At 62.2% G+C, this 17061-nt stretch carries 9 protein-coding genes; all 9 read left to right on the forward strand.

Going from position 1 to position 17061, the window contains the following annotated elements:
• Positions 1-472: 472 nt before the first annotated feature.
• The 9 genes from AC1DOG_RS18645 to AC1DOG_RS18685 all read left to right on the forward strand — a co-directional run bounded on the left by AC1DOG_RS18645 (position 473) and on the right by AC1DOG_RS18685 (position 16801).
• Complete coding sequence (locus AC1DOG_RS18645) at positions 473-5710, forward strand: beta strand repeat-containing protein (RefSeq protein WP_477930118.1); 5238 nt, start codon at positions 473-475, stop codon at positions 5708-5710.
• Positions 5711-5927: 217 nt separating this feature from the next.
• Positions 5928-7973, forward strand: a complete 2046-nt coding sequence (locus AC1DOG_RS18650) for an O-linked N-acetylglucosamine transferase, SPINDLY family protein (RefSeq protein ID WP_477930120.1) — start codon at positions 5928-5930, stop codon at positions 7971-7973.
• Between the two features lie 68 nt (positions 7974-8041).
• A complete protein-coding gene (gene glf / locus AC1DOG_RS18655) occupies positions 8042-9199 on the forward strand; it encodes a UDP-galactopyranose mutase (protein WP_477930122.1) in 1158 nt (385 codons plus the stop codon).
• 332 nt (positions 9200-9531) lie between these two features.
• Positions 9532-10023, forward strand: a complete 492-nt coding sequence (msrB, locus tag AC1DOG_RS18660) for a peptide-methionine (R)-S-oxide reductase MsrB (RefSeq protein ID WP_018897004.1) — start codon at positions 9532-9534, stop codon at positions 10021-10023.
• 15 nt (positions 10024-10038) lie between these two features.
• Complete coding sequence (locus AC1DOG_RS18665; protein WP_477930124.1) at positions 10039-11916, forward strand: cytochrome c biogenesis protein DipZ; 1878 nt, start codon at positions 10039-10041, stop codon at positions 11914-11916.
• 12 nt (positions 11917-11928) lie between these two features.
• Positions 11929-12678: a peptide-methionine (S)-S-oxide reductase MsrA gene (gene msrA / locus AC1DOG_RS18670; protein WP_477930127.1), complete on the forward strand. Its 750-nt coding sequence runs from the start codon at positions 11929-11931 to the stop codon at positions 12676-12678.
• A gap of 315 nt (positions 12679-12993) precedes the next feature.
• The gene (locus AC1DOG_RS18675) at positions 12994-13695 is read left to right on the forward strand and encodes a gluconate 2-dehydrogenase subunit 3 family protein (RefSeq protein WP_477930129.1); all 702 of its coding nucleotides are present in this window, start codon (positions 12994-12996) and stop codon (positions 13693-13695) included.
• A 5-nt stretch (positions 13696-13700) separates the two neighbouring features.
• A complete protein-coding gene (locus AC1DOG_RS18680) occupies positions 13701-15470 on the forward strand; it encodes a GMC family oxidoreductase (protein ID WP_289729251.1) in 1770 nt (589 codons plus the stop codon).
• 11 nt (positions 15471-15481) lie between these two features.
• Positions 15482-16801: a c-type cytochrome gene (locus AC1DOG_RS18685; protein ID WP_477930131.1), complete on the forward strand. Its 1320-nt coding sequence runs from the start codon at positions 15482-15484 to the stop codon at positions 16799-16801.
• The last annotated feature ends 260 nt before the right edge of the window (positions 16802-17061 follow it).

The following is a 17061-nucleotide window of genomic DNA, read 5'->3' on the forward strand; positions in this document are numbered from 1 at the left end:
CGACTGTCCGGTTTCGGCTTAAAAAATTACGTAGTGTGCCAATTGCATCTAAAAAAATGGCGATTTAAACTTCCGGCGACCGAATCTGTAACAAGAGTGCAGCTCAGCTACAGTCGACGTTAACTCGAAATTAAAGACTGCCGAATAAGAGTTTTACTGCTCGCGATAGCTCTGCCGAGGGGCGCGGTTGGCCGGTGGGTCCATGATGGACGCTGGTAAATGGTGCCGGGGGTTAAGAATTTCGCGTTCACTGGCGTAGGGATCAGAGCCGCTTTGGCTCTGGGCGCATGATGCCCTCCTTTTGCGCTGGCTCGTCCGAGCCATGTTTAGTTTGACCCAATTTTGTTCCGACAGGAAACCCGGATCGTCGATGCCGACGACGCCGTGTGGCTGGCTTAAGTGCGGCTGCGCGCGTCTGACCGACGAAGCGGGATGATGTCTTTTGATCAGCTAACGCGAGGGGCGCTCGTCCATGACTTCCATTGTAACTTCTCTGACCGTCAATCAGATCCGGGCGCTGTCGACGACCGCGATCGCGAACCTGACATCCGATGACGTGGCACAGCTCACGACAACGCAGATCAAGGCACTGAGCTCCACGCAGCTCGGCGCGATCGAAACCCAGGACTTCGTTGCTCTTTCCTCCCAGCAGATGAGCGCCGTAACGGCGACCGCGCTGGTTGGCCTCAAGCTCGAGCAGCTGGCAGTTCTTTCCACGGCACAGCTCGGCGGCTTCTCCACCGCGCAGGTCGCCGCTCTCTCCACCACTGAAGTCGCGAACCTCTCGTCCGAGCAGATCGGCGCTCTTTCGACCGGCCAGGTTGCCGCTCTTACCTCCAAGCAGATCGCTGCGATGGGTACGGAAGACGTCGCTGCCTTCACGACCGGCCAGATCGCCGTTTTGAAGACCACGCAGCTCGGCGCGCTCTCCTCCGCACAGATCGCCAACCTCTCCACGGACCAGGTCGCTGCGTTCACCTCCTCGCAGGCCGCTGCACTGACCTCGGTTCAGCTTGGCGCCATCTCCTCCGACGGCATCGCTCTGTTCTCGACCGACGAGATCGCGGCCATCAGCACCAAGGCTCTTAGCGGCCTTACCACCGATAGCATGGCAGCGCTCAACAGCGACCAGATCATCGCGCTCAAGACCAGCCAGATCGCTCTTCTCAGCAGCTCCCAGTTCGGCGCGCTGAATTCCGATCTTCTCGGTGTTCTCACCGGCGCACAGATTGGCGCTCTCGGCTCCAAGCAGCTTGCCTCGCTCTCCACCGACGTCATCGCATCGCTCTCGACCGACCAGATCGTCGCGCTGAAGACGACACAGGTCGCGGCCCTCACCACCGACCAGCTCGCAGCACTCGACGTCAACCAGGTCGGCGCATTCAGCTCCTCGCAGACCGCTGTTCTCTCTTCCGCACAGTTCGGCGCGCTGACCACCGAAGACATCGCGACCTTCACCACCGACGAGATCGCCGCCATCAGCACCAAGACGCTGGCCGGCCTCTCGACCGCGACGCTCGCAGCCCTCGACACCACGCAGTTCGCAGCGCTCAAGTCCAGCCAGATCGCTCTCTTGACCACCTCACAGGTCGCATCGCTGGGTTCGGAAAAGGTCGCAGCGCTCAAGAGCGATCAGGTCGTCGCCCTGACCTCGAAGCAGCTTGCAGCTCTCACCACCGATGATGTCGCCGCTCTCAGCACCGACAACGTTGCCGCCATGAAGACGGGCCAGATCGCCGCTCTGAACAACGGCCAGATCGGCGCGATGTCTTCCGAGCAGATCTCCGCACTCACCAGCGCCCAGATCGGTGCGATGACCTCGTCGGAACTCGCTGCCCTCAGCACCGACGACATCGCGACCTTCACGACCGACGAAATCGCAGCGATCAGCACCAAGGCTCTCTCCGGCCTGTCGGCCGACGCGATCGGCGCTCTGAAAAGCGACCAGGCTATCGCCCTGAAGTCGAGCCAGATCGCTCTGCTCAGCACCGGCCAGATCGCCGCGCTCAGCACCGACAACGTCGCTCTCCTGACCAGCGACCAGGTCGGCGCCCTGAACTCCAAGCAGATCGGAGCGCTCACCGCTGACGAAATCGGCGCGCTCACGACCGACAATATCGCTATCCTCAAGACCACGCAGGTCGCGGCGCTCAGCTCGGCACAGATCACTGCGATGTCGTCCGACCAGGTCAAGGCCCTGACCAGCAGCCAGATCGGCGTTCTCAGCTCCGCACAGCTCGGCGCAATGTCGACGGATGGCGTCGGCTCGTTCACCACGGATGAAATCGCCTCCATCAGCTCCAAGGCTCTGACGGGTCTCTCCACCGACGACGTTGCTGCACTGAGCAGCGACCAGATCGTCGCGCTGAAGTCCAGCCAGATCGCCCTTCTGAGCAGCGCTCAGCTCGGTGCCATCTCCACCGACAACATCGCTCTCCTGAAGAGCGACCAGGTCGGCGCCCTGACCTCCAAGCAGATCTCCGGTCTCTCCAGCGACGCCGTTGCCGCTATCTCGACCGACAACGTCGCAATTCTGAAGACGGCACAGATCGCCTTCCTGACGACGGCTCAGATCGGCTACCTGTCCACCGACCAGGTTAAGGCCCTGACGAGCGTACAGGTCGGCTCCCTGACCGCAGGCCAGGTCGGCGCGATGTCGAGCGACGACATCAAGACGTTCACGACCGACGAAATCGGCGCGATCAGCACCAAGGCCATCGCACAGCTGTCCACCGACAGCCTCGCTGCGCTGGATAGCGATCAGGTCAAGGCTCTGAAGTCGACCCAGATCGCGCTTCTGACCACCAGCCAGGTTGCATCGCTGACGACGGATCAGGTGGCTGCTCTCGGCAGCGACCAGGTCGGTGCCCTGAACTCCAAGCAGATCGCCGCTCTCTCGACGGATGAGCTTGCTGCCCTGACGACCGACAATGTCGCCATCCTGAAGACGACGCAGATTGCCTCGCTGAGCAGCCTGCAGATCGACGCGATGACGTCCGACCAGGTCAAGGCTCTGACCAGCACGCAGGTCGGCGCACTGACCTCCGGTCAGCTGCATGCTCTGTCGAGCGAGGACATCGCGACCTTCAGCACCGACGAAATCGCTGCAATCAGCACGAAGGCTTTCTCGGGTCTCACCACGGATGCCGTCAACGCTCTCGACAGCAACCAGGTCGTTGCCCTTAAGTCCAGCCAGATCGCCGCCATGGGTACGATCCAGCTGAACGCGCTGACGACCGACAACATCACCAAGCTGCTGAGCGACCAGATCCTGGCGCTGAGCACCAGCCAGCTCGCTTCGCTGTCGACGGATGACGTTGCCGCGATCTCGACCGACAATGTCGGTCTCTTGAAGAGCACGCAGGTAGCGGCACTGACGACGGCTCAGATCGATGCCATGTCCACCGATCAGGTCAAGGCACTGACGACCGGTCAGGTCGCGGTTCTGACGGCTGCCCAGATCGGTGCAATGTCGAGCGACGACATCCAGACGTTCTCGACCGACGAAGTCGGCGCGATCAGCACGAAGGTCATCGCACAGCTCTCCACCGACAGCCTCGAAGCTTTGGATACGGTGCAGTTCGCCGCCCTGAAGTCGAGCCAGGTGGCGCTGCTCACCACCAGCCAGGTCGCATCGCTTTCGACCGACAAGATGGTTGCAATGGGTAGCGATCAGCTCGGCGCCCTGAGCTCCAAGCAGATCGCCGCTCTGACCACGGATGACATCGCCGTCATCTCCACGGATAACGTCGCTCTTCTGAAGACCGGCCAGATCGCGGCCATGACCACCGACCAGCTCAATGCGCTGACGGCTGATCAGGTCACGGCACTGACCGCCGACCAGATCGGTGCAATGTCCTCGACCCAGCTCGCGGTCATGACCACCGACGACATCACCTCGTTCTCGACCGACGAAATCGCGGCCATCAGCACCAAGGCACTTGCCGGTCTGAGCACCGCCGATGTCAACGCGCTGACGAGCGACCAGGTGAAGGCTCTGAAGTCGAGCCAGATCGCTCTGCTCAGCACCGGCCAGATCGCCGCGCTGTCCACCGACAACGTCGCTCTTCTGAGCAGCGAACAGGTCGGCGCCCTGAACTCAAAGCAGATCGCGGCACTGTCCACGGACGAAGTCGCGGCACTCAGCACCGACAACATCGCCCTGCTGAGCTCGGGCCAGGTTTCCGCTCTGAACAACACGCAGATCGGCGCCATGACCTCCGACCAGATCAAGGCCCTGACCAGCGGTCAGGTCGGTGTTCTGACCGCCGACGAGTTCGCTGCAATGTCCACCGATGACATCGCGACCTTCTCGACCGACGAAATCGCGGCGATCAACACCAAGATCATCGCGGCTCTGTCGACAGACACGCTTGAGGCGCTTGACACCAACCAGTTCGCTGCGCTCACCACCGGTCAGGTGGCACTGCTCAGCACCTCTCAGATCGCGTCGCTCACGACCGATAAGGCAGGTGCCCTCAGCAGCGACCAGATCGGCGCTCTGACAGCAAAGCAGATCGCGGCAATCAGCGCTGCTGACGTTGCGGTTCTGTCCACCGACAATGTGGCGCTGCTGAAGACCGACCAGGTGGCCGCTCTCACCACGGCGCAGATCACGGCGATGTCGTCGGATCAGATCAAGGCCCTGACCAGCACCCAGATCGGCGTGCTGAACTCGGCCCAGCTCGGCGCCATGTCGACTGATGGTGTCTCGTCCTTCACGACAGACGAGATCGCCTCGATCAGCACCAAGGCGCTAACCGGCCTGAGCACTGACGATATCAGCGTACTGAGCAGCGATCAGTTCAAGGCTCTGAAGACCGGCCAGATCGCCCTTTTGACGACCGGCCAGCTTGCCGCGATCAAGACCGACAACATCGCTCTCCTGTCTTCGGATCAGGTCGGTGCGCTGACGGCGGTCCAGGTCAAGGGACTGACCACCGACGAAGTCGCGGCTCTCACCACCGACAACGTCGCTGCGCTCAAGTCGACCCAGGTCTCTTCGTTGACCACAGACCAGATCACCGCCATGACGTCGGATCAGGTCAAGGCACTGACGAGCGGTCAGATCGCGGTTCTCACCGCCGCCCAGATCGGCGCGATGGATACGGACGATATCGGTTCGTTCTCCACCGACGAGATCGCGGCCATCAGCACCAAGGCTATCACGGAACTCTCCGCGGCCAGCATTGAGGCAATGAGCACCGATCAGTTCAAGGCTCTGACGACGAACCAGATCGCGCTTCTGACCACCAGCCAGATCGCCTCGCTGTCGACCGACAAGATGGTCGCCATGAGCACCGATCAGCTCGGTGTCCTGACCGCCAAGCAGGTTGCGGCGCTCAGCACCGACGATATCGCGGTCCTGACCACGGATCAGGTCGCTGGCCTGAAGACCGGCCAGGTGGTTTCGCTGACGACGGCCCAGATCGAGGCAATGACCTCCGATCAGGTTCAGGCCTTCACCAGCAGCCAGATCGCGGTGATGAGCTCGGCTGAGATTGCCGCGATGTCCAGCGAGGACATCTCGACCTTCACGACCGACGAAATCGCGGCGATCAGCAACAAGGCTCTGGCCGGACTGCAGACCGAAGACATCGCGGCCATGAACAGCGATCAGCTGGGCGCCTTCACCTCGACGCAGGTGCCGGCTCTGAACTCGGCCCAGGTCGACGCGGTTCTCGCAGCCTACGCAGCGCTGAACCCGTAAGCCGGAACCAAACCGAAATAAGGACGCCGCCCGATCACATCGGGCGGCGTGTTGCGTTTTGGCAGATTGAGCCAGACAGCCTTGTCATCAGGCGTTCTGCATAGTTTCGCGGGCCAATCAGCCAGCCCGACGCAAGCTCTATCCGATAGCAAGGAGCCCGACGCTTTCCGGCGTCTGTTGACACCAGGCCATCCGGCCGCCTTGCCGTAGGACGTCCATGAACGCGAACACCGCCATTGCATCGAGCCAAGTCTCTCCAATCGCAAACATTTTGGAGCAGGCACGCCATCAACGCCTGTCGCTTGGCGACCTGATCGCCGTCGCGGAAGGTCTCGCGAACGCCGATCAGAGGCAGCAGGCGGCCGAGCTCTACAAGACATGGATCGCGTTCAACGACAGCAATCCGTTGCTGCATCTCGCCTATTTCAACTATTCCGTGGTGTCGCGTAATGCCGGCGACGTGGCCGGCGCGATCAGTGCGCTGCGTGCCTGCCTGAAGATCGATCCCCGCTTCGGTCCCGCGCATATCAACCTCGGCCGCGCGCTCGAGGATTGCGGTCTCGGCCATCAGGCTGTCGAGCAATGGCGCGCTTATGTCGAGATGACCAGCGACATCACCAGCGAGCGCATCGAGCATCGCCTGATGACGCTGCAGCATATCGGCCGCGTTCTCGAAGGCGGCAACGTGCTGGAGGCGGCCGAAACCACGCTGTGGCAGGCGATCGAGCTGCAGCCGAACCGGCCGGAAGCCGGGCAGCACTGGACGTCGCTGCGCCAGCGGCAGTGCAAGTGGCCGATCCTGACGCCGTCGATTCACGTCAGCGCCCGCCAGCTGCTCGATGCCATGTCGACGCTGACGCTTTCCTGCTACGCCGACGACCCGCTCTATCAGCTGGCCAAGGCCTATCGCTACAACAAGACGCTCGTCGGCCGCCCGAACCTCTCGGCATTCCCGCGCAAGCCCGCGCGCGTGAAGACCGGCACTGGCCAGCGCCTGCGCGTCGGTTATGTCTCGTCGGATCTGCGCGATCACGCCGTCGGCTTCGCGCTCAGCGAAGTGCTGGAGCTGCACGACAAGACGACGGTCGAGATCTTCGGCTATTACTGCGGCGAGCTGCGCACCGGTGACGCGACGCAGGAGCGTATCAAGGCGGCCGTCGATGGCTGGCGCGATATCAGCGCGCTCAGCGATACCGACGCGGCCAACCTGATCCGCAAGGACGAAATCGATATCCTGATCGACGTCAACGGTTACACGAAGCATGCCCGCACGAAGCTGTTTGCCTATCGTCCGGCGCCTGTGATCGTCAATTTCTGCGGCTATCCCGGTTCGATGGGCAGCCCCGTGCACCAGTACATGATCGCCGACGAGACGATCGTGCCTGTTGAAAACGAGATCTACTATACCGAGAAGGTTCTGCGGATCGCCTGCAACCAGCCGATCGACCGCAAGCGACAGATCGCCGCGCAGCCGACGCGCACGCAGGCTGGTCTCCCTGAAGATGCTTTCGTTTACGCTTGCTTCAACGGCATGCAGAAGATCAGCGAGCCGTGCTTTGCCCGCTGGATGACGATCCTGGCTGCGACGCCGGGCAGCGTGCTGTGGCTCCTCGCGGCAGACGATGCCGTGAACGACCGCCTCGTGCAGGCCGCCGTCAAGGCCGGTATCGATGCCCAGCGGATCATCTTCGCGCCGAAGGCGGCGAACGCGCATCACCTGGCGCGCATCGCGCTTGCCGATCTCTTCCTCGACACCTTCCCCTACGGCGCGCATTCGACCGCGGGCGACGCGATCACCATGGGCCTTCCGGTTCTGACGGTTCCGGGCAAGAGCTTTGCCTCGCGCTTCTGCAACAGCATCGTGGCCGCCGCCGGCGTGCCGGAGCTCGCCTGCAGCGGGCCGGACGATTACGTCGCGCGCGCTATCGGCTTCTTCAAGGATCGTGCGAGCCTGGCCGCTATCCGCCAGTCGCTGAAGGACAAGCGCGAGGGCAGCGCGCTCCGCGATATTCCGGGTCTCGCCCGTCGTCTGGAACAGCTGTTCTGGCAGATGCAGGGCGAAGCCGAGCGCGGCGAAACGCCGGTGCCTGACCTCAGCAATCTCGAGGCCTATTACGAGATCGGCGCCGAGCTCGTGCAGACCCTCAGCGAGTTCGAGGATGATGCGAGCTATCGCCGCCACTACCGCGAGAAGCTCGCGCAGTGGAACGACTACGCGCCGCTTGCCATCGACACGCGCCTGTGGACGGAGCCGACGGCTTAAAGCCGCCGGTCGATCGCTCAAGGGGTTTCAACTTGCCGCAAGGCCACAGGCAACGGGTGCTTTAGAGAATGCAGGGGAATGGAAAGATCGTGATCGTCGGCGCCGGACTGTCGGGCGCCGTGATCGGGCGGGAACTGGCGCTGGCGGGGCACAAGGTCGAGATCCTTGATGCCCGCGACCATATCGCCGGCAACTGCCACACCGAGCGCGACGCCGATACCGGCGTGATGGTCCACGTCTACGGACCGCACATCTTCCATACCGACGATGCCGAGGTCTGGGACTACGTCAACGGTTTCCAGACCTTCATGCCTTACAAGAACCGGGTGAAGACGACGAGCAAGGAACGCGTCTATTCGCTGCCGGTCAATCTGCACACGATCAACCAGTTCTTCGGCAAGACGCTGCGCCCGGATGAGGCGAAGGCGTTCATCGAGGAGCAGGCCGACAAGACGATCACCGATCCGCAGACCTTCGAAGAGCAGGCCATGCGCTTCGTCGGCAAGGATCTCTACGAGGCCTTCTTCAAGGGTTACACCGAGAAGCAGTGGGGCTGCTCGCCGACTGAGCTGCCAGCCTCGATCCTGAAGCGGCTGCCGGTGCGCTTCAACTACGACGACAACTACTTCTTCCATAAATTCCAGGGCATGCCCGAGAACGGCTACACCGACATGATCGGCCGCATTCTCGACCATCCCAATATCAGCGTGAAACTGAGCACGCGGTTCGAGCGCGCCGAGCATGCCGATGCCAGCCACATCTTCTATTCCGGCCAGCTCGACGGCTATTTCGCCTACGAGGCCGGGCGGCTGGGTTACCGGACGCTGGATTTCGAGCGCTTCAGCTATGATGGCGACTATCAGGGCTGCGCTGTCATGAACTACGGTGATGCCTCGGTGCCGTTTACCCGCATAACCGAGCACAAGCATTTCTCTCCGTGGGAGGAGCATCAGGGTTCGGTCTGCTACCGCGAGTTCTCGCGTGCCTGCGGGCCTGATGATATTCCCTACTATCCGATCCGGATGGTCGAGGAGAAAGAACAGCTGGCGCAATATGTTACGCGTGCCGAGAAGGAAGAGGGCGTCACCTTCGTCGGCCGCCTTGGTACCTATCGCTATCTCGACATGGACGTGACGATCCGCGAGGCGCTCGACACGGCGCGGCTCTATCTTTCGACGCTGTCTGAGCGCGCCCGCATGCCGGCTTTCCTGCATCGTCCGGTCTGACCGGAACATCATCGTCGCTATTGCGAAAGGCGCTGGCTGCAAGGCTGGCGCCTTTCTCGTTTCTCGTCTCGGATTTCGCCCACGCAGCGTTCGATCCGACAAGACGCGCGTCCATCAGACAATCACATATTGGTGAATTGGCAGTCGCAGCTTGTCCGGAAGGCGGGTTTGGCTTTCGTATAGCGTTGTATTCGCTTGAATATATTGCTCTGCTGATGCGCCCGCCGGCGCTTTGGCGAGAGCGAGGTATTTCGAGTGTGGCGCGTAACAAAATGGCTGCGCCGCCCGTACTTGTTGTCAGACACACTTCATACCGTCGAGGAGACCACGAGATGATGAATAGACGCAGACTGCTCTTCAGTGCCGGCCTTGCCGCGATCGGCCTGCCGCTTGTGCTGGGTCGTTCGAAGGTTTCGGCCGCGGAGACCTTTGCCGTCACCCATACGGATGCCGAGTGGAAGAAGATGCTGACAGCGGATCAATATGCCGTTCTGCGCGAGGAGGGGACCGAGCGCCCCTTCACCAGCGCCCTGCTTCACGAAGAGCGCAAGGGGAACTTCGCCTGCGCCGGCTGCGGACAGGACGGCTTTGCATCCGCGACCAAATTCGACAGCGGCACGGGATGGCCGAGCTTCTGGGCGCCGCTTGACGCCAAGGTCGTCGGCACGACGCGCGATACGCAGTTCGGCATGGTGCGCGAGGCGGTTCACTGCGGCCGCTGCGGCGGTCATCTCGGGCATGTCTTCGACGACGGGCCGCAACCGACCGGCCTGCGCTACTGCCTGAACGGTGTCGCTTTGACATTTCATCCGGCTTCGGCCTGATCAACGAGACCTGACATGATCCTCTTCATTCTCGCTTATCTCGGGGGCGTGCTGACCATCGTCAGCCCTTGCATCCTGCCGGTGCTGCCGTTCGTCTTCGCGCGCGCCGGCCAGCCGTTTCTGCGCAGCACGCTGCCGATGCTTGTCGGCATGGCGGCGACCTTTGCGGCCGTTGCGACGCTGGCGGCGCTCGGCGGCGGCTGGGCGGTGCAGGCCAACGAGTATGGCCGCTATGCGGCGCTTGTGTTGCTCGCCGTCTTCGGCGTCATCCTGCTTTTCCCGGCCCTGTCGGACTATCTGACGCGGCCACTGGTGTCGCTCGGAGCGCGGCTGTCGCAATCGGCCGATCGCGGTACCCGAAGCGGCGGATCGACCGTCGCGGCGTCGGCTTTGTTGGGTGTAGCGACGGGGCTGCTCTGGGCGCCTTGTGCCGGCCCGGTTCTCGGCCTGATCCTGACGGGTGCGGCGTTGCAGGGGGCGAGCGTCGGCACGACCTTGCTGCTGCTCGCCTACGCTCTTGGTGCGGCGACGTCGCTGGCGCTGGCGCTTTTGATCGGTGGCCGGGTGTACCAAGCGATGAAACGGTCGCTTGGCGTCGGCGAATGGGTGCGTCGCGGGCTTGGCGTTGCCGTTCTGGCCGCTGTGGTGGCGATCGGTCTCGGCCTCGACACCGGTTTCCTTACGCAGGCGTCACTGGCCAGCACCGGCACGCTGGAGCAGAGCCTGATCGACAAGCTGCATCCGCAGCAGCAGGCGGCAGAGAATGCCGGCTCAGTCGTCATGAAGGGCGACGCGATGACTGGTGGCAGCAACCAGATGATGATGTCCGGCAACGCTCCGGCCATGATCTCAGGCAACAATGCGATGATGGCCGGCTCGAACGCGATGATGATGAAGGGCGGGCCGAAGAAGGCTGCCACTGAAGCGCTTCCGGTCGAAGGAATGATGCCGTCGCTGGATGGCGCCGTACAGTGGCTTAATTCGCCGCCGCTCTCGGCGGAGTCGCTCAAGGGTAAGGTCGTTCTCGTCGATTTCTGGACCTATTCCTGCATCAACTGCCTGCGCGCCATTCCCTATGTCCGCGCCTGGGCGGAAAAGTACAAGGATCAGGGGCTGGTGGTGATCGGCGTTCATGCGCCGGAGTTCGCATTCGAGAAGAACATCGACAACGTCAAGAAGGCGATCGGCGATCTCAAGATCACCTATCCCGTCGCCATCGATAACGACTATGCCATCTGGCGCGCCTTCGAAAACCAGTATTGGCCGGCGCATTATTTCATCGATGCCGAGGGACGGGTGCGCCATCATCACTTCGGCGAGGGGGACTATGACGGCTCCGAGCGGGTGATCCAGCAGCTTCTGGCGGAGGCCGGCAAGGCCAACGTCGCAGCCGACATGGTTCAGGTCAAGGCGACTGGTGCGGAAGCCGCATCGAACCAGGCGGATGTGCAATCGCCGGAGACCTATGTCGGCTGGCAGCGCTCCGAAAACTTCGTCGACCAGAAAGGCACGGTCAACGACGCCGCCCATACCTATGTCGCGGCGACGCCGCGGCTCAACGAATGGGGCCTGACGGGCAACTGGACCGTTGGTTCCGAGCAGGCCGCGCTGAACGACAAGGACGGCAGCATCTACTACCGCTTCCATGCCCGTGATCTGCATCTGGTGCTCGGTCCTGGCGCCAATGGCAAGCCGGTGCGCTTCCAGGTGACCGTCGATGGCAAGCCGCCCGGTGACGGGCATGGGGCCGATACCGATGCCGATGGCAACGGCACCGTGACCGCACAGCGGCTCTACCAGCTCATCCGCGAGCCGGGCGCTGTTGGCGATCACACATTCGAAATCCGATTTCTTGATCCCGGCGTACAAGCCTACGCCTTCACCTTCGGTTGATAGGAGACCATCATGACTGATTATAAGGGCATGACCGATCATAAGGGTTCGATCACACGGCGCTCGATGCGCATCGTCGCCTTTGGTGCGGCGGGCGTGCTGGCCGCGGGTATGGCGATGTATTTCACGCCGTCATCCGCCGAAGAGGCGCGGGTCATTCCGGCGCCCGTTCTGGACGAGCCGGCCGGCGGCGGCAGCGAGACGGCGACCTTTGCTGGCGGTTGCTTCTGGGGCGTGCAGGGTGTGTTCCAGCACGTGAACGGGGTGAAGAGCGCGACGTCGGGCTATGCCGGCGGCTCCAAGAATACCGCGCAGTACGAAACGGTCAGCGGCGGCGATACGGGCCATGCGGAATCGGTCAAGGTCGTGTTCGATCCGAGCAAGGTCAGTTACGGCCGGCTGCTGCAGATCTACTTCTCCGTTGCGCACGATCCGACGCAGCTAAACCGCCAGGGGCCCGATACCGGCACGCAGTATCGCTCGGCGATCTTCCCCGCCAATGACGAGCAGGCCAAGGTCGCGAAGGCCTATATCGGCCAGCTGAACCAGGCACGGGTTTTCGATGCGGCCATCGTGACGAAGATCGAGCCGGGCAAGAGCTTCTATCCCGCGGAGGGGTATCATCAGGACTTCCTGACGAACAATCCGACCTACCCCTATATCGTCATCAACGACCTGCCGAAGGTCGCGGCGCTGAAGCAGCTGTTCCCTAGAGATTACAGCGAAAAGCCGGTTCTGGTGGCGGCCTCCGGGTCGAACTAAGGATCGCCTGACGCGAACAGCAAACGCCCGCTCGGTTTCGAGCGGGCGTTTTGCGTTCAACCGCGCCTCGTCATCTCATTATACCTGAGTAGAAAATTCCAGAAATACCGAATTTTACGCGCTAAATATCGCGCCAAAGTTTGCACATGTGCAAAATAGTTCTCGCTTTCATCTAAAATGGAACCAGTTTTCACCTCAGGGCGCTTGTCACCTGAGGCAAGCGGGCGTACGGCGCTAGCGTCACATTGCCCTGCGCTGAATTGACGCTTCAGCAACACTCGGTGGCTGCCTCCCACAGCCACAAAGGAGCCAATCATGAGAGACCTCCCGGGCCTGCCGTCCCGCAGAAGCTTCCTGAAAGCTTCCGCGGCGACCGCGGCTATTGCCGGTATCGCCGTTGGAGCGAAAGCCGAACAGAAACCCGAACCCGTCGCACTCACCGAATACAAGCCGGACTGTCTTCAGCCCACGGAGTGGGCCTTCGTCATGGCTGCGGTCGCCAGGCTGATTCCGTCGGAGGGCGATGGCCCCGGCGCGATCGAGACGCGCGTTCCCGTTTTCATCGACAAGCAGCTCGCCGGCGACTACGGCAAGGCGTCGGACTGGTATATGGTCGGCCCCTATGAGCCGGCGGCGAGCCCGCTGCGCGGCTGGCAGACCCCGCTCAACCCGCTGGAGATCTACCAGCAGGCGATCCCGCTGTTCGACGAATGGTGCAAGACCACCCACGGCAAGATCTTCGCCGAACTCGACCCGGCAACGCAGGACAAGGCGCTCACCTCGCTCCAGAAGGACGAGATGAAGATCAAGCCTGAATTGCGCGAGTTCTTCTCGATCCTGCTCGCCAACACCAAGGAAGGTTACTTCTCCGACCCCATGTATGGCGGCAACCATGGCATGGCTGCCTGGAAGTATATCGGCTTCCCGGGCGCGCGCGGCTCCTACAAGGAGTGGGTCGGAAAGCACAACGTCAAGTACCCGCTTGGCCCCGTCTCGATCTCCGGCGAAAGGGGCTAACGATCATGGCACGCACAGAAAAGAAAAAAGACGTCGTTCTCGTCGGCTTCGGCTGGACCGGCGCGATCATGGGCATCGAGCTTGCCAATGAAGGCCTCGAGGTTCTGGCGCTGGAGCGCGGTCACGACCAGGCGACCGTTCCCGACTTCCAGTACCCGAACATGATCGACGAGCTGAAATACGGCATTCGTTACGGCATGATGGAAAAGCCGGCGAACACGACGGTCACCATCCGCCGTTCGCTGGATGAGACCGCGCTGCCTTACCGCAGCCTCGGCACCTTCCTGCTCGGCACCGGCGTCGGCGGCGCCGGCACGCACTGGAACGGCCTCAACTGGCGTCCGATGCAGTCGGAATACCGCCTGAAGTCCTACGTGACCGAGAAGTTCGGCGCCGGCGTCATGACCGAGGACATGACGATCCAGGACTATCCGATGACCTACGAAGAGCTCGAGCCGCATTTCGATCGCTTCGAGAAGGTAGCCGGCATCTCCGGCCAGGCCGGTAACGTCAACGGCAAGATCGTCGAGGGCGGCAATCCGTTCGAGGCGCCGCGTTCCAACGACTATCCGATGCCGGCCATGCCGTCGACCTGGGATGGCGTGAAGTTCCGCGATGCGGCGAAGGCTGCGGGCTATCACCCGTTCCCGAGCCCGGGCGGTATCGCTTCCAAGGACTACGTCAACGAATACAACATGCAGATGGGCCCATGTAACCATTGCGGTTTCTGCGAGCGCTACGGCTGCTACAACTATTCGAAGTCTTCCCCGCAGACGGCGATCATCGACGCCCTGAAGCGCAAGAAGAACTTCGAGTATCGCGTCAACTCGGAAGTGCTGCGCGTCGAGAAGGCGGAAGACGGCAAGACCGCGACCGGCGTCACCTATTTCGACCACAAGACCGGCGAAGAAGTCTTCCAGCCGGCCGACCTGGTGATCCTGACCGCCTTTGCGCTGAACAACGTGCACCTGATGCTCGTCTCCGGCATCGGCAAGCCTTACGATCCGGTCACCAACGAAGGTGTCGTCGGCCGTAACTATGCCTACCAGATCACCGGCGGCTACACGCTGTTCTTCAAGGACGAGAACTTCAACCCCTTCATCGGCACGGGCGCCAACGGCTTCTGCATCGACGATTTCGGCATCGACAATATCGACTTCGCCAAGGAAGGCTTCGTCGGCGGCGCTTACTGGCGTGCCGGCCAGACCAACGGCCAGCCGGGCCACACCATGCCGCTGCCGGCAGGTACCCCGGGTTGGGGCGCAGGCTGGAAGAAGGGCATCGGCGAATGGTACGGCCACTCGATGAACATCGGCGCCCACGGCTCCGTCATGTCCTATCGCGGCCACTATCTCGATCTCGACCCGACCTACAAGGACCGCCACGGCCGTCCGATGATGCGCATGACCTACAACTGGCATGAGAACGAAATCCGCCAGACGCAGTTCATGAAGTCGAAGATGGAGCCGATCGCCAAGTCGATGAACCCGACCACGATGCAGGAAGGTTTCAAGAAGGAAGGCGCCATGTTCGACGTCCGGCCTTACCAGACCACCCACAACACGGGCGGCACGGTCACCGGCGACGATCCGAAGACCTCGGTTCTCAACCGTTATCTGCAGTCCTGGGATTGCCATAACGTCTTCGTCATGGGAGCCAACGTCTTCCCGCAGAACACGCAGTACAACCCGACCGGCATGGTCGGCGGTCTGGCCTACTGGGCGGCACATCACATCCGCAAGGATTACCTGCCCAACCCGCGGCCGCTGGCATAAGGAGAACAGAGATGAAAACCTTTCTCCGCATCATCGGAACGCTCGTCGTTCTTGGTGTCATCGCCCTTATTGCCTTCATCTTCGTGCCGGTGCAGCGTACCGGCCCGACCGCTCAGCTCGCAGCCGACTTCAAGCCGGCCAAGGGGCAGGGTGAATATGTCATGCGCGCCGGCGACTGCATGGCCTGCCACACCAGCGAAGGCGGCAAGCCCTTCGCCGGCGGCCGCGCCATCCAGAGCCCGATGGGCACGATCTGGACCACCAACATCACGCCCGACAAGGACACCGGCATCGGCAACTGGACGCTCGCCGATTTCCGCGCTGCCCTCTACGACGGCGTGACGCCCAACGGTACGCATCTCTATCCGGCCATGCCGTACGAGAACTATCGCAAGCTCTCGGAAGAAGATGTCGTGGCGCTCTACGACTACTTCATGCACGAGGTCGAGCCTGTCTCGAACAAGGTCGAGGAAACCAAGCTTTCCTTCCCGTTCAACATGCGCTTCGGCCTGCGCGCCTGGAACTGGCTGGCCGCCAGCTACGCGGCCGGCTTCAAGCCGGAGCAGGGTGAAGACGAGCAGTTCAACCGCGGCAAGTATCTCGTTGAAGGCGCCGGCCACTGTGCCGCCTGCCACAGCCCGCGCAACCTGTTCATGGCGCAGGACGGCATCGACAATTCGTCGAAGGCCTTCCTTTCCGGCGGCGAGATCGACGGCTTCACGGCCCCTGATCTTCGCGGCCCGGCAAGTGGCCCGCAGACGTGGAGCACCGAGCAGCTGGCGGCTTATCTCTCGACCGCCCGCAACGCTCACTCGTCGGCAACCGGCGAAATGATGCTCGTTGTTCGCGACTCGCTGCAGTACATGAGCCACGACGACAACCTTGCCATCGCCACCTATCTGAAGAAGATCGGTAGCGCTGGTGGTTCGGCTTCGGCCGCACAGCCGGAGAAGGCAGAGGTGACGGCAACCGAAACGCTGCTTTCGGACGCCAAGCCCGACATGCCGCTCGGCCCGCGTCTCTACATCGACAACTGCGCTGCCTGCCACATGGTGAGCGGCAAGGGTGCCGGCGAGACCTTCCCGGCGCTTGATGGCAACTCGCTGGTTGACGCCAAGTCGCCCAAGGGCCTGATCAGCGTGATCCTGCACGGCGCCGAACTGCCGTCGACGCCGGATCGCCCGATGAAGCTGCGCATGCAGGGCTACGAAAACCGCCTGTCGGATGACGAAGTCGCCGCACTCGCAACCTTCCTGCGCGACGGCTGGCACAACAAGGCCGCCACTGTAACGGCTGCTGACGTGACCGCCGTTCGCGGCGAGAAGCACTAGGATAAGAGGCCGGCAGCGCGAGAGTGCTGCCGGTTCTGTTCGTGAGATCAGGTATGGAGCAGCCCGTGGGAAGTTTCCCACGGGCTGCTTGCTTTTGTGCTTTTGGCCGGTCTCAGCTCTATCTCTCCCTCATCCCTGTGCTCGTCACAGGAATGAGGTGGAGTATGGTATCGCCGGTGGTCATCTCTTGAGAGCCCTCATCACGACAGAACAGCCCGCGGAAGAGGTCCCGCGGGCTGTTTTGTTTCAGACTTTCTGAG

Source organism: Rhizobium sp. 01N48 (assembly GCF_056399145.1).

Bases quoted from the DNA above. Each gene is read 5' to 3' on its own strand.
- AC1DOG_RS18645 (WP_477930118.1), top strand. From the start codon at position 473: ATGACTTCCATTGTAACTTCTCTGACCGTCAATCAGATCCGGGCGCTG.
- AC1DOG_RS18650 (WP_477930120.1), top strand. From the start codon at position 5,928: ATGAACGCGAACACCGCCATTGCATCGAGCCAAGTCTCTCCAATCGCA.
- glf (WP_477930122.1), top strand. From the start codon at position 8,042: ATGCAGGGGAATGGAAAGATCGTGATCGTCGGCGCCGGACTGTCGGGC.
- msrB (WP_018897004.1), top strand. From the start codon at position 9,532: ATGATGAATAGACGCAGACTGCTCTTCAGTGCCGGCCTTGCCGCGATC.
- AC1DOG_RS18665 (WP_477930124.1), top strand. From the start codon at position 10,039: ATGATCCTCTTCATTCTCGCTTATCTCGGGGGCGTGCTGACCATCGTC.
- msrA (WP_477930127.1), top strand. From the start codon at position 11,929: ATGACTGATTATAAGGGCATGACCGATCATAAGGGTTCGATCACACGG.
- AC1DOG_RS18675 (WP_477930129.1), top strand. From the start codon at position 12,994: ATGAGAGACCTCCCGGGCCTGCCGTCCCGCAGAAGCTTCCTGAAAGCT.
- AC1DOG_RS18680 (WP_289729251.1), top strand. From the start codon at position 13,701: ATGGCACGCACAGAAAAGAAAAAAGACGTCGTTCTCGTCGGCTTCGGC.
- AC1DOG_RS18685 (WP_477930131.1), top strand. From the start codon at position 15,482: ATGAAAACCTTTCTCCGCATCATCGGAACGCTCGTCGTTCTTGGTGTC.